The 12,491-nt window shown below is 60.2% G+C and carries 12 protein-coding genes, 1 pseudogene and 1 other annotated feature; of the genes and pseudogenes, 4 read left to right on the top strand and 9 right to left on the bottom strand.

Features of this window, described 5'->3' with window-relative positions; all coding sequences use genetic code 11:
* The first annotated feature begins 205 nt into the window (after positions 1-205).
* Both QZS13_RS01815 and QZS13_RS01810 read left to right on the top strand, forming a co-directional pair.
* Positions 206-1,477, top strand: coding sequence for a putative DNA modification/repair radical SAM protein (locus tag QZS13_RS01815; protein ID WP_295584811.1), 1,272 nt, complete (start codon positions 206-208; stop codon positions 1,475-1,477).
* A gap of 12 nt (positions 1,478-1,489) precedes the next feature.
* Entirely contained in the window at positions 1,490-2,347 is an 858-nt protein-coding gene (locus QZS13_RS01810) for a TIGR03915 family putative DNA repair protein (protein WP_295584809.1), read from the top strand.
* Here the strand turns inward: QZS13_RS01810 and QZS13_RS01805 are convergent.
* The 3 genes from QZS13_RS01805 to QZS13_RS01795 are packed head-to-tail and all read right to left on the bottom strand — an operon-like array spanning position 2,235 to position 3,710.
* Complete coding sequence (locus QZS13_RS01805; RefSeq protein WP_295584807.1) at positions 2,235-2,942, bottom strand: sigma-70 family RNA polymerase sigma factor; 708 nt, start codon at positions 2,940-2,942, stop codon at positions 2,235-2,237. The two genes, QZS13_RS01810 and QZS13_RS01805, sit on opposite strands and share 113 nt — an antisense overlap.
* On the bottom strand, positions 2,939-3,388 hold the full coding sequence (gene spoIIAB / locus QZS13_RS01800) for an anti-sigma F factor (protein ID WP_295584805.1): 450 nt from the start codon (positions 3,386-3,388) through the stop codon (positions 2,939-2,941). Before spoIIAB ends, QZS13_RS01805 begins: the two co-directional genes overlap by 4 nt.
* A 16-nt stretch (positions 3,389-3,404) precedes the next feature.
* Positions 3,405-3,710 (bottom strand): anti-sigma factor antagonist, encoded by a 306-nt coding sequence (locus tag QZS13_RS01795; protein WP_295584803.1) that lies wholly within the window; start codon positions 3,708-3,710, stop codon positions 3,405-3,407.
* Positions 3,711-3,920: 210 nt separating this feature from the next.
* On the opposite strand from QZS13_RS01795, the gene QZS13_RS01790 reads away from it, so the two are divergent.
* On the top strand, positions 3,921-4,547 hold the full coding sequence (locus QZS13_RS01790; protein WP_295584801.1) for a flavodoxin family protein: 627 nt from the start codon (positions 3,921-3,923) through the stop codon (positions 4,545-4,547).
* 80 nt (positions 4,548-4,627) lie between these two features.
* Here the strand turns inward: QZS13_RS01790 and QZS13_RS01785 are convergent, their stop codons facing one another.
* From QZS13_RS01785 to QZS13_RS01765, 5 genes and pseudogenes are all read right to left on the bottom strand, one after another.
* Positions 4,628-7,276, bottom strand: coding sequence for a valine--tRNA ligase (locus QZS13_RS01785; RefSeq protein ID WP_295584800.1), 2,649 nt, complete (start codon positions 7,274-7,276; stop codon positions 4,628-4,630).
* A 43-nt stretch (positions 7,277-7,319) separates the two neighbouring features.
* Positions 7,320-7,856 carry a YcxB family protein gene (locus tag QZS13_RS01780; RefSeq protein WP_295584799.1) on the bottom strand — a complete coding sequence of 179 codons (537 nt, stop codon included), beginning with the start codon at positions 7,854-7,856 and terminating at the stop codon, positions 7,320-7,322.
* Positions 7,857-7,895: 39 nt separating this feature from the next.
* Positions 7,896-8,107, bottom strand: a binding site (T-box leader).
* A gap of 34 nt (positions 8,108-8,141) precedes the next feature.
* On the bottom strand, positions 8,142-8,846 hold the full coding sequence (gene sigE, locus QZS13_RS01775; protein ID WP_295584797.1) for an RNA polymerase sporulation sigma factor SigE: 705 nt from the start codon (positions 8,844-8,846) through the stop codon (positions 8,142-8,144).
* Positions 8,847-8,886: 40 nt separating this feature from the next.
* Positions 8,887-9,714, bottom strand: a pseudogene (locus QZS13_RS01770) (sigma-E processing peptidase SpoIIGA); the annotation flags it as partial.
* 201 nt (positions 9,715-9,915) lie between these two features.
* Positions 9,916-10,110 carry a DUF951 domain-containing protein gene (locus QZS13_RS01765; protein WP_295584795.1) on the bottom strand — a complete coding sequence of 65 codons (195 nt, stop codon included), beginning with the start codon at positions 10,108-10,110 and terminating at the stop codon, positions 9,916-9,918.
* A gap of 356 nt (positions 10,111-10,466) precedes the next feature.
* Between QZS13_RS01765 and QZS13_RS01760 the strand changes: the two genes are divergently transcribed.
* Positions 10,467-11,129: a S1 RNA-binding domain-containing protein gene (locus tag QZS13_RS01760; protein ID WP_295584792.1), complete on the top strand. Its 663-nt coding sequence runs from the start codon at positions 10,467-10,469 to the stop codon at positions 11,127-11,129.
* Here QZS13_RS01760 and QZS13_RS01755 read toward each other — a convergent pair.
* Positions 11,110-12,378: a replication-associated recombination protein A gene (locus QZS13_RS01755; RefSeq protein ID WP_295584790.1), complete on the bottom strand. Its 1,269-nt coding sequence runs from the start codon at positions 12,376-12,378 to the stop codon at positions 11,110-11,112. The two genes, QZS13_RS01760 and QZS13_RS01755, sit on opposite strands and share 20 nt — an antisense overlap.
* Positions 12,379-12,491: the final 113 nt, after the last annotated feature.

Genomic DNA, 12,491 nt, shown 5'->3' with positions numbered 1-12,491 from the left:
CCCTCTTGACACGAACGATTGTTCGAGCTATAGTATGAATAGAACAAAAGTTCGAAGCAAGGAGGAGAGAGCTATGACTGGTTGGACGTTCTTTTTTGTGCTTGTGGGAGTGGTGTTTATGACGGCGCAGCTGTTCCGCCTGATCAACTACATTGACCGGCCCACAGATGGTCGCCACGGACGTACATGTGTTCGATAAACTGCCATGGATGTGCTGGAAAAGCTGACAATTCTGACGGATGCGGCCAAGTATGACGCGGCCTGCACCTCCAGCGGCGGCAGCCGCGCCTCCCGGAAGGGCTACATCGGCAACACCTCCGCCTCCGTGGCAGGATGCTGCCACACCTTTTCTGCCGACGGCCGGTGCGTCTCCCTTTTGAAGGTGCTCATGACCAACTGCTGTGTGTTCGACTGCAAATACTGTGTCAACCGCCGCAGCAACGATACCCGCCGCACCGCCTTCACCCCCCGGGAGCTGGCGGATCTGACCATCAACTTCTACCGCCGGAACTACATTGAGGGGCTGTTTCTCTCCTCCGGCGTGCTGCGGAGCCCGGACTACACTACAGAGCTGATGATCCGGACTCTGCGGATTCTGCGGGAGGAATACCGGTTCAACGGCTATATCCACGCCAAGGCCATCCCGGGTACGGCGCCGGAGCTGGTGGAGCAGCTGGGCTTTCTGGCCGATCGTATGAGCGTCAATATCGAGCTCCCCTCCGAGGCAGGACTGCGGACGCTGGCGCCTGACAAAACCAAGCAGGCCATTCTCTCCCCTATGCGGCAAATCCAGCAAAGAGGCCGGCAGAGTAAGGAAGAGCTGGTCAAATACCGTCACGCGCCAAAATTTGCCCCGGCCGGCCAGAGCACCCAGCTGATCGTTGGCGCCACCGGAGACAACGACCTGCACATCCTCCGATTGACTCAGGGACTCTATGATCGGTACAAACTCAAACGTGTGTTCTATTCCGCTTATGTGCCGGTGGTGGAGCACGCGCTGCTCCCGTCCAGGGACACCAAGCCGCCGCTGCTGCGGGAGCACCGGCTCTATCAGGCAGACTGGCTTCTGCGCTTCTACGGCTTCCGGGCGGAGGAGCTGCTGGACGAGGCCCATCCGGACTTCAATCCCCTGGTGGACCCCAAGTGCAGCTGGGCACTGGCCCATCTGGACTTTTTTCCGGTAGAGGTCAACACGGCAGACTATGAGACGCTACTGAGAGTCCCTGGGGTGGGGGTCATCTCTGCCCGCCGGATTCTTGCGGCCCGCCGGGCCCGCCGACTGCGGCCGGAAGACCTGCAGAAAATGGGAGTGGTCATGAAGCGGGCTCAGTATTTTCTCACCGCCTCCGGAAAGCGGGCCGAAGGACTGCACTTTTCCCAACAGAGCCTGCTGGGAAACCTGATTGCCGCCGAAGCGCCTCAGCTGCCCCAGCCGGAGGCGGAGCAGCTCTCTTTGTTTCAACCGGTCTACGCTTGAGGATGACGTGTCATGAATGACCTTGTTTACTACTACGACGGGAGCTTTGCAGGGTTCCTGTGCTGTATCTTTGATAGCTACGCAAATAAAGAAGTCCCCACCGCCATCTGCTGCGATGAGGACCTGGTACCGACCCTGTTTGCCTCCAGGAACATTTCCGCCAATCCGGAGCACGCAAACCGTGTCTACAAGAAAATTGTAAAGTGTTCTTCCTTTGCATCTGATCTTGTGCGGAAAGGTTTTCTCACCTGTCTTCCGGAGCGGGAAATCCACCTTTACCGGCTGGTGGCAAAGCTTCTGAAGGAGGGCCCCGGCTTCCTGCGCAATTTTTCCGATGAGACGCTCTACCCGGTGGCGCGGGCCGTGCGTCATCTGAATTCGGAGGCGCACCTGCTCAAGGGCTTCACCCGGTTTTCTGACCTGGGCGGCGTACTGGGCGGAGAGATCCAGCCCAAAAACCGGGTCCTTCCCTTGCTGCGTCGCCATTTCTGTGCCCGCTATCCGGATGACGCCTTCTTCCTGTATGACCGCACCCACCGGGAGGTACTGCTTCACTGCGGCGGCAAAGCGGTAATCCGTCCGCTGGAGCAGTTTCAGATGGCACCGCCGGACCAGCAGGAAGCCCATTACCGACTGCTCTGGAAGCGGTTTTACGACACGGTGGCCATCGAAGAGCGGTACAACCCCACCTGCCGCCGGACCCAGATGCCTATGCGCTATTGGGATACCATGACGGAGTTTCAGGGGCCTGATTATTTCACGGCTCCAGCAGCTCCCGCAGACGATGCAGCCCACGCCGTTCCAGGCGGGACACCTGCACCTGGGAGACACCAAGCACCCGGGCTGTCCGCTCCTGGGTCAGCCCTTTGAAATAGCGCAGCAAAATTGCCATTTTTTCCTTTTCCGGGAGGCGGTCAATGGCCTCCCGCAGGGCAAGCCGCTCCACCAGGCCCTCCTCCGGTGCATCGGTTCCCAGGGTTCCTTCCAGTGTCAGACCGTCTGCCAGCTCCTGCTGCAGCGACTCCGGTGCTTCTGTGGCCGTGTCGGTCCGTGCGATTTCCTCCACGGTCAGTCCCGTGGCCTCCGCCAGCTCTGAGAGCACCGGTTCCCGGCCGAGATCGTGGCGCAGCCGCTCTCTCTGTGTGTAAAGTAGTTGCGCTTGTTCCCGTATGGTACGTCCGACTTTGACTGCTCCGTCGTCCCGAAGGAAGCGCCGGATCTCCCCTGCGATCTTTGGCACGGCATAGGTGGAAAAGCAGGTACCGTAGGAAAAGTCAAAGCCCTGCACCGCTTTCAAAAAGCCAAGACAGCCAAGCTGATACAGGTCGTCCGGCTCCACGCCCCGGCCGTAATAACGCCGCACGATACTCCAGATCAGTCCGTTGTTTTCCAGCACCGCCTGCTCGCATGCCTCCCGGTCCCCTGCCTGGGCAGCCCGCAGCAGATCCATGGCAGCAGTGCTCATTTTGCCCCTTTTACCCGGGGTGCCAGCTTTTTGCGCATGGTGACGCTGGTCCCGCGCCCCGCCGTGGAGCGGACGGTCAGCTTGTCCATGAAGCTCTCCATGATGGTAAAGCCCATGCCGCTGCGCTCTTCCCCGCCGGTGGTATACATGGGCTCCATGGCCTTTTCCACGTCCGGAATGCCCCGTCCGTGGTCCCGAACCACAATTTCCAGCACGTGGTCGGGACAGATCCGGATTTTCATCTGTACCTGCCCGATGCTGTCCGGATAGGCATGGACGATGGCATTGGTTACCGCCTCGCTGACGGCGGTCTTGATATCCTCCAGCTCGTTCAAGGTGGGGTCCATCTGTGCCGCGAAGCACGCGGCCGCTGTTCTGGCGAATCCCTCATTGCTGCTGCGACTTGGAAATTGCAATGTCATTTCATTGACTGCCTTTGTTTTCATATGTACCCTCCCTGATTCATCGAATATTGACCAGCCGGCCGATACCCGCAGCGTCCAGCACGCGGCGGGCCTGGGCCGGTACGTTTGTCACCAGCAGGCCTCCGTCCAAAAGCTCCATCTTCTGCCGGGCCCGCAGAATCAGTGCAATGCCGGAGCTGTCCATGAACGTCACGCGCTCCAGGTCCAGAACCAGCTTTTTCGGCAGCGAGGCATCAATGGCCCGCTCCATCTGACAGATGGCCTCCCGCGCGGCATGGTGGTCCAGTTCCCCTTCAAATTCCAGCAGCAGATTCCGGTCTGCGCTTTTTGCCAGCACTTCCATATGTTTCCCCTCTTTGATCCGGATATTCCGGTGTTTTCAAAAAAATCACCGCAAAGCTGCGGGCTTTTACGGTGATGATATCATGTTTGCCATTTGGATTGTGTCGAAACGGACAACCCTTTCCGGAAATTTCGGGACGCGGCGCTTCGCCTTGCGCCGGGGCGCCCGGAGCAGTATAATAGGAGCAAAATCGGAAAAGGAGATGTAGCCATGAAAGTTCTGATGCTCAATGGAAGCTCCCGCCCGCACGGCTGCACGGATGCGGCGCTGCAGGAAGTGGCCGCCGCCCTGCGGGAGTGCGGGATTGATTCGGAAATTCTCTGGCTGGGAAATGATCCCGTGCGGGACTGCACCGCCTGCGGAACCTGCGGCAAAAAGCCGGGGCGGTGCGTCTTTGACGACGATATCGTCAACTGCGTCATTGAAAAGGCCCGGATCTGCGACGGCTTTGTATTCGGCTCCCCGGTCTATTACGCGCATCCCAGCGGCCGCATCCTGTCTATCCTGGACCGGGTGTTCTACGCCGGAAAAGATGCGTTTTCCCATAAGCCGGCGGCAGCCGTCACCTCGGCTCGCCGGGCAGGTACGGTGGCATCCGTGGATGTATTGAATAAGTATTTCACCATTTCTCAGATGCCGGTGGTGTCCTCTACCTACTGGAACATGGTGCACGGCTCCGTGCCGGGAGATGTGGCTCTGGACGCGGAGGGGCTTCAGACCATGCGGAATCTGGGCCGGAATATGGCCTGGCTGCTGCGGTGCATCCAGGCCGGGCGGGACGCAGGCGTCCAGCCTCCCCAGGAGGAGCGGGCTGCCCGGACCAATTTCATCCGTTAAACCTCATAAAAAAACGCAGCCCCCGGAGAAACTTCTCCGGGGGCTGCATTTTCATTTCAGATGGAAAGCGGAATCTCGCCTTATGCCTGCATGGCCTTGGCAGACTCGTCCAGCTTGGCGATCAGCTCGCGGTATTTGGCGGCTTTTTCCCGCTCCACATTGACCACTGCCTCAGGGGCACGGGAGACGAATTTCTCGTTGGAGAGCTTCTGCTCCACGATCCGCAGTCCGTTCTCCGCTTTCTCCCGCTCCTTGGCGATCCGCTCCAGCTCCGCGGAAATGTCCACCAGCTCTGCAAGGGGCATGTACACGGTGGCATTGGCGGTAACCACGGACACCTGTCCGGTGACATCGGCAGGCGCGGTCTGGGCAAAGGTCACTGCGCTGGCATAGGCCAGACGCTCCAGGAAGTGCAGGCCCTGGGCATAGATATCCGGCGTGGCAGTGACAATGAGCACTTCCGCCTTCTTGGACGGGGGCACGTTCATCTCGGCACGGCGGGCGCGGATGGCCTTGATCGTATCCATCACCGCCTCCATGGCAGCCTCCTCCGCAGGGAAGTTCAGCTCCGAGCGGTACTCCGGCCAGCGGGCGCACATGAGGTAGGCGCTCTCTTCGCCCTCCATCCGGGGCAGCGCCTGGAAGATTTCCTCCGTGATAAAAGGCATGAAGGGATGGAGCAGTTTCAAAAGCTCCGTGAGCACATAGCAGAGGACATTCTGCGCCACCAGCTTGGCCTGCTCGTCCTCACCGCCCAGCCGGGTCTTGGTCAGCTCGATATACCAGTCGCAGTAGGTGTCCCACAGGAAGTCATAGACCTTGGAGGACGCCACGCCGATTTCATAGCTGTCCAGATTCTCTGTGACCTCCTTGACCAGGGTGTTGAGCTTGGAGAGCACCCACTTGTCTTCTGCGGCCAGCTTGTCCTGCTCCGGCAGGGCACAGCGGTCGATGGTCAGGTTCATCATAACGAACCGGCTGGCGTTCCAGATCTTGTTGGCGAAGTTGCGCATGGCTTCGCACTTTTCCTTGTAGAACCGGGTGTCGTTGCCGGGAGAGTTGCCGGTGATGAGGTTGAAGCGCAGGGCGTCGGCGCCGTATTTTTCCGCCATCTCCAGCGGATCAATGCCGTTGCCCAGAGACTTGGACATCTTGCGGCCCTTGTCGTCCCGCACCAGGCCGTGGATGAGCACCGTGTGGAACGGGATCTTCTTCATCTGCTCGCAGCCGGAGAAAATCATCCGGGCCACCCAGAAGAAGATGATGTCATAGCCGGTGACCATGACGGAGGTGGGATAATAATAGTCCAGCTCCGGCGTCTTTTCCGGCCAGCCCAAAGTGGAGAAGGGCCACAGTGCAGAGGAGAACCAGGTGTCCAACACATCGGGGTCCCGGGTCAGATGCGTGCAGCCGCACGCCTCGCACTTGGTGGGGTCCTCCCGGGAGACATTGATATGGCCGCACTCGTCGCAGTACCAGGCAGGGATCTGGTGGCCCCACCACAGCTGACGGGAGATGCACCAGTCATGGACATTCTCCATCCAGTTGATATAGGTTTTGGAGAAGCGCTCGGGGACGAACTTGACTTCGCCCTCCTTCACCACGCGCAGCGCCTCGCGGGCCAAAGGCTCCATCTTCACGAACCACTGGGCGGAAATCAACGGCTCCACGTCGTTGTGGCAGCGATAGCAGGTGCCCACGTTGTGGTTGTAGGGCTCGGTCTTGACCAGATACCCCTGCTCCTCCAGATCCTTGACAATCTGCTTGCGGCACTCATAGCGGTCCATGCCCGCATAGGGGCCGCCGTTTTCATTGATCTTGCCGTCATCACCGATGCAGCGAATGATCTCCAGGTTGTGACGCAGGCCCACCTCAAAGTCGTTGGGGTCGTGGGCGGGGGTCATCTTCACAGCGCCGGTACCGAAGCCGATCTCGCAGTACTCATCGCCTACAATGGGGATCTCCCGGTTCATGATGGGCAGGATGCAGGTCTTTCCGATGAGGTGCTTGAACCGCTCGTCCTCGGGGTTCACAGCAACGCCCGTATCGCCCATCATGGTCTCAGGACGGGTGGTGGCAATAACCAGATCGCCGGAACCGTCCGTCAGCGGATAGCGGATATACCACAGGTGGCCGGGCTTGTCCACATACTCCACCTCCGCGTCGGAAAGGGCGGTGGCGCAATGGGGGCACCAGTTGATGATACGGCTTCCCTTGTAGATGAGGCCCTTGTCGTAGAGCTCGCAGAAGGTCTCCCGAACCGCCTTGGAGCACCCCTCGTCCATGGTGAAGCGGGCACGGCTCCAGTCGCAGGAGACGCCCATCTTTTTCTGCTGCTCGACGATGCGGCTGCCGTACTGCTCCTTCCACTGCCACACCCGCTGGAGGAACTTCTCACGGCCCAGGTCATAGCGGGTCTTGCCCTCCTTGACCCGCAGCTCTTCCTCCACCTTGATCTGGGTGGCGATGCCGGCGTGGTCCGTACCGGGCACCCACAGGGCGGAATAGCCCTGCATCCGCTTGAAACGAGTGAGGATGTCCTGCAGCGTGCAGTCCAGGGCGTGGCCCATGTGCAGCTGGCCGGTGACGTTGGGCGGGGGCATCACAATGGAAAAGGGCTTTTTCTCGGGATCGGGGTCGCCCTTGAAGCAGCCGGCGTCCTCCCACATCTGATAGATGCGGGACTCCACCTGCTGCGGTTCATACACCTTCGGCAGTTCTTTTTTCATACACTGATTCTCCTATCCTTCAAACCTGAGGTTCTTGTGATGATTATTGAATGGTCCTGACCGGCATGCCGGCCTTTTCCTCCAGAAACCGCCGGAGGTCCGGACTGCTGCCGCCTGTGCGGCTCCGCTCCGGCAACAGCAGGGCGCGCTTTCCGGGCAAAAACAGCAGATATACATCCCGGCAGTAAAATATCCCGGAAAAGGCACTGTATGCGTAGTGGGTGGTCACCGGGCCGGTCTGGTCGGTCACACCGGTGTCCGTGATGGAGATCGTCATCCGCTCCTGGGCGCCTGGGGTATGTTTGCGGCTGGTCCAGAGAATCAGGCGGCGAAAGCCCACCGCATACGCCAACGTAACGAGGCACAGCACCGCCGGAAGCACGGCAGAGGCCGGGCTGCTGTCTTCGGAAATCAGTATCCCCACTGTCAGGAAAAAGTTCAAAATGCCTATGACGGCAGACAGCAGACGCACCAAGGCGTGCCGAAGCCGAACGCCCGGGTGGATGCGGTAAAGCACCCGAAAGAAAATCTCCCAATCCGCCTTGGAATATCCGCCCGGCAAGTCAAAGCAAAATTCCATCCAGCACCTCCCACAATAAAAAACGCCCCGGGCCTTCCGGCCCAGGGCGGACAAGTTCCGTGGTACCACCTGGATTCCGCGCTTTTCAACGCGGCGCTCTTCGCACTGTAACGGGTGCACCCGGCCGGCTTACTGTTCTTTCAGCACAGCGGCTCCAAGGCGACTTCCACATACACCGCACGAAAGCTCCCACCTGCCGCTTTCTCTCTTTGCTTTGGCGTATCTGTACTGCTCCTCTTCCCTGCATTTGAACAGCAAATATTATACGTTACGGTCTTTCATTTGTCAAGACAAGCGCAATATCTCCTTTTTCAGGCGCTGGATGATCCGCTTTTCCAGCCGGGAGATGTAGCTCTGGGAAATGCCCAGGTGGTCGGCCACCTCCTTTTGGGTCTGTTCCCGGCGGCCGCCCAGACCGAAGCGCAGCGTAATGATCTCCCGCTCCCGGGGAGAGAGCACCCGCAGGGCCGCGGCCAGGAGACTGCGGTCCACATCCTCCTCGATGGGCCGCATGACCGTGTCCTCCTCCGTTCCCAGCACATCGCTCAAGAGAAGCTCGTTGCCGTCCCAGTCCGTGTTCAGCGGCTCGTCAATGGAAACCTCCCCACGCCGGGCAGCGTTTTTCCGAAGAAACATCAGGATTTCATTTTCAATGCAGCGGGAGGCATAGGTGGCCAGCTTGATATTTTTGTCCCCCCGATAAGTTCCCACCGCCTTGATGAGGCCGATGGTGCCGATGGAAATGAGATCCTCGATACCCACGCCGGTGTTTTCAAAGCGGCGGGCGATGTAGACCACCAGCCGCAGGTTGTGTTCGATCAGTTCCTGCCGGGCGGACTCCTCCCCGATCCGGGCGATCAGCTCCGCCTCCCGCTCCCGCTTGAGCGGCGGCGGCAGCGTATCGCTGCCCCCGATGTAGTGGATGCTCTCCGGCGCCAGAAGTCCCAGCCGGAGCAGCAGCCGCCGTATCCGCAAACGTATGTTTTTCATTACGGCCTCCTCTCACCTGTCCGCCCCAAAGGGCCTGATACCCGCTTCCCAGCGGCGCCGGGGCCAGCGCTGCCAGCACACCCGGATACCGGGTTCCTCCGATCTCCACCCACCGGCACCGCACCGCCAGCAGCAGTCCGCCCCGCACGCCCACGCTTTGATAGGGCAGCAGCGTAAAGCGGAGGGACGGCGCCGCCCGGCACAGCTCCTCCAGCCAGTCGGCAGGGCTTCGCAGTACTTCCCTCGTCAAAATACTCTGTACCCGGGGTGGAAGCAGCGGGTTCAGCGCCCCGGGTGCTGCCACCAGAACCGGCTCTCCCGTGATGGGGTCGCTCAATGTGCTGCCGTTGTCCAGCAGCGCCGTCAGCTGTACCTCCCGTTCTCCCAGGCACACCGTCGCCCGGATCAGCTCCCGGCGCACACCGTGGCGGGCCGCAGCCCGAAAGATTACCGCCAGAACCGCATAGGATGCTGTGGCGCCCAGAAGCAGCGTATGGGCATCCACGTCCGTGTAAAAAATGCCGTTGACCACCGGTACGCCGCCGGTCAGCAGTCCCAGCCCCAGCACACAGCCTGCCATGGCGCAGGAGACCGCAAACAGCAGCACTGTCAACCGCAGAAGCTGCGCCTGCCCTCCGAATACCGTTACAGACAGCAGCACGCCGCAGGCCAGCTTGACCGGTCCCGCGGCGAGAAAGCCCAGGCCCGGCAGAAACACCGCCACCGCGTAGGCTCCGCCCAGCAGCGCGCCCAGCAGGCAACGCCTGCGCCGCAGGGGAACTCCGGCCAGACGGGCCGTGCCCATGAGCAGCAGGTAGTCCATGATTCCATTGAGCACAAATACGCTGTCCACATATACCACCGTCATGGGCCTGCCCCCTCTCCGGCAAACATTATAGGGCTCTTCCCCTGGAAAAACCGTCGCAAAAGGGGCGCAAAAAAAGGCGGACGCAAATGCGTCCGCCCTGGAATTGCCGTTTTCAGATGATGTACGGAACAATCATGGAGGTCAGCAGCGCCAAAATCATCACTGCCACCAGCACCAGCGCCACAGCTCTGGTCAGTTTGTTCATTTGATTCCCTCCCCACCGGTCAAAATCTTTTTGATGCTCTTTTCCGCCTTGCTTCTGGGTACCATCAGTTCATGGCCGCAGCCCAGGCACTTGAGCTTAATGTCCATTCCCACCCGCAGGATCTCCCACTGGGTGCTGCCGCATGGATGCGCCTTTTTCAGCTCCACACGGTCATGCAGATGCAGTTCCATGTTCGTCCTCCTGTCAAAACCGGCTTCCCCGCCGCATAGAATAGGATCAAAAACGCCGCCAACGCGGCAGATAGGATGCGTGGCATATGCCGGAAAATATCTTATTTCCCCCGGAGGGGCTCGTGCCCCAGCCGGCCTTTTCCCTCTCTTCCCTGCGCGCCGCCATGGAAAGCGGCACTGTCCTGGAGGCGGTGGCCCAGCGGTGCGACCCCCGGCAAAATCTCCATTTCACATTGGGACCCGTGGCAGGCATCCTGCCCCGGACTGAGGCACTCTCGCCCTGGATCAGCGGATCAGAACGAGAAATTTCTGTTATTTCAAAAGTTGGAAAGCAAATTTGCTTTACAGTAAAATCCGTGGAAGCAGATGAAAAAGGCGCACCGGTAGCCTATCTGTCCCGGCGAATCCCCCAGGAAGAAGCCCTGGAGCATCTGCTCCGTCTCTCGCCCGGTGCGGTCGTAACCGCGAAGGTAACCCATCTGGCATCCTTCGGTGCCTTTTTGGATGTGGGCCGGGGCGTGGTGGCCATGCTGCCCATCGAACAGATTTCCGTGGCCCGGATCGCCCATCCGAAAGACCGCTTCCGGGTAGGGCAGAAGATCCTGGCGGCAGTGTTGTCCACCGACCCGGAAAAGCATCGCCTCACCATGACCCACAAGGAGCTTCTGGGAACCTGGATGGAAAACGCCAGCTGGTTTTCCCCGGGAGAGACCGTGCCGGGGATCGTCCGCAGCGTCAAGGAGTACGGCAGCTTCATCGAACTGACCCCGAACCTGTCCGGCCTTGCGGATGCACGGGAGGGCCTGTCCCCCGGGGATCGGGTTTCCGTCTATGTCAAAAGTATCCGTCCCGAGCGCATGAAGATCAAATTGCAGCTGATCGAACGGCTGCCGCCTGACCCCACGCCTCCGCCTCTGCGCTACCAGGTCACGGACGGCGTGCTGGAGCGCTGGACGTACTCTCCGCCCAACTATACGGGCGCGCCGGTGGAGACGGTGTTCAAAGAGGCTCTCCCTTGATCTTCTCCCAGTAGGCCTTGGCGGCCTGCTCCGTCTTGTTGTCGCCCCACTGGTAGTATTTTACATCCTTGAGTGCATCCGGCAGATATTGCTGCCGCACCCAACGGTGGGGAAAATCGTGGGGATAGAGGTAGTGCTGCTGGGGATCGAATCCCACCGTATCGGCGTGGACGTTTTGCAGGTGGCGTGGGATGTCCCCGGTTTTGCCCTTTTTAAGATCTGACATGGCGGCGATGATGGCATTGTGGGCCGTGTTGGACTTGGGGGCCGTGGCCAGCAGAATCGCGGCCTCCGCCAGGGGCAGCCGGGCCTCCGGCAGTCCCACCTGCACCGCCGCGTCCACACAGGCCTTGGTGATGGCGATCGCCATGGGATAGGCAAGCCCCACATCCTCCGCCGCAATGACCAGCAGCCGCCGGCAGGGCGAGAGCAGATCTCCGGCCTCCAGCAGCCGCCCCAGATAGTGGACCGCCGCGTCTGGGTCGCTGCCCCGGATGGACTTTTGCAGCGCCGAGAGGATATCATAGTGGGCATCTCCGTCCCGATCATACCGCATGGCACTGCGCTGAGCCAACTGTAAAGCATCATCGCTTGTCAGCATCAGCTTGCCGTCCGCCGGGCGGGCCGCCTGGCACAAAAGCTCCACGGCGTTGATGGCTTTGCGCACATCGCCGCCGCAGGATGTGGCGATCTGGAGCGGCACCCCTTCCTCCCAGGTGAGCGGCAGCGTGCTTTGCTGCTGCTCCAGACGCAGCGCCCGCAGCACTGCCGTCTGCGCCTCCTCCGGCGTCACGGCCTTGAACTCGAACACCGTACTGCGGGAGAGCAGGGCGCTGTAAATATAAAAATAGGGGTTTTCCGTGGTGGAGGCAATCAGCGTCAGCGAGCCGTTCTCCATAAATTCCAACAGGCTCTGCTGCTGCTTTTTATTGAAGTACTGGATCTCGTCCAGATACAGCAAAACGCCGCCGGGGGCCAGCAGCGTGCCCACATCGGCGATGATGTCCTTGATGTCCTGCAAGGACGCGGTGGTGGCATTGAGCCGATAGAGCTTTTTGTGGGTCCGTCGGGCGATGATGTTGGCCACCGTGGTCTTGCCCGTTCCGGAGGGACCATAGAACACCAGGTTGGCCTCCGTGCCGTTTTCGATGAGCCGGCGCAAAACGCCGCCGGGGCCCAGCAGGTGCTGCTGCCCTACCACCTCGTCCAGCGTGGTGGGCCGGATGGCGTCCGCCAGTGGCTGCTGCATGGTGCTCCCTCCTTTTCAATCATTTGGTAATATATCATACCACAGTCTGCCGGGGATTTCCATGGTTTTTTCCCTGGTGTTTCGTCGAAAGATATGCTATTGTGTTGCATGAG

Origin of the sequence: uncultured Oscillibacter sp., assembly GCF_900546705.1 — a bacterium.
Taxonomy (GTDB): Bacteria; Bacillota; Clostridia; order Oscillospirales; family Oscillospiraceae; genus Oscillibacter.
Note: the sequence above shows the minus strand (reverse complement) of the source record. Positions and strands in the feature narration are given on the sequence as shown.

What these genes read in the sequence shown, in the direction of transcription:
- QZS13_RS01815 (WP_295584811.1), top strand. Translation starts at nt 206, where the DNA reads ATGGATGTGCTGGAAAAGCTGACAATTCTGACGGATGCGGCCAAGTAT.
- QZS13_RS01810 (WP_295584809.1), top strand. Translation starts at nt 1,490, where the DNA reads ATGAATGACCTTGTTTACTACTACGACGGGAGCTTTGCAGGGTTCCTG.
- QZS13_RS01805 (WP_295584807.1), bottom strand. Translation starts at nt 2,942, where the DNA reads ATGAGCACTGCTGCCATGGATCTGCTGCGGGCTGCCCAGGCAGGGGAC.
- spoIIAB (WP_295584805.1), bottom strand. Translation starts at nt 3,388, where the DNA reads ATGAAAACAAAGGCAGTCAATGAAATGACATTGCAATTTCCAAGTCGC.
- QZS13_RS01795 (WP_295584803.1), bottom strand. Translation starts at nt 3,710, where the DNA reads ATGGAAGTGCTGGCAAAAAGCGCAGACCGGAATCTGCTGCTGGAATTT.
- QZS13_RS01790 (WP_295584801.1), top strand. Translation starts at nt 3,921, where the DNA reads ATGAAAGTTCTGATGCTCAATGGAAGCTCCCGCCCGCACGGCTGCACG.
- QZS13_RS01785 (WP_295584800.1), bottom strand. Translation starts at nt 7,276, where the DNA reads ATGAAAAAAGAACTGCCGAAGGTGTATGAACCGCAGCAGGTGGAGTCC.
- QZS13_RS01780 (WP_295584799.1), bottom strand. Translation starts at nt 7,856, where the DNA reads ATGGAATTTTGCTTTGACTTGCCGGGCGGATATTCCAAGGCGGATTGG.
- sigE (WP_295584797.1), bottom strand. Translation starts at nt 8,846, where the DNA reads ATGAAAAACATACGTTTGCGGATACGGCGGCTGCTGCTCCGGCTGGGA.
- QZS13_RS01765 (WP_295584795.1), bottom strand. Translation starts at nt 10,110, where the DNA reads ATGGAACTGCATCTGCATGACCGTGTGGAGCTGAAAAAGGCGCATCCA.
- QZS13_RS01755 (WP_295584790.1), bottom strand. Translation starts at nt 12,378, where the DNA reads ATGCAGCAGCCACTGGCGGACGCCATCCGGCCCACCACGCTGGACGAG.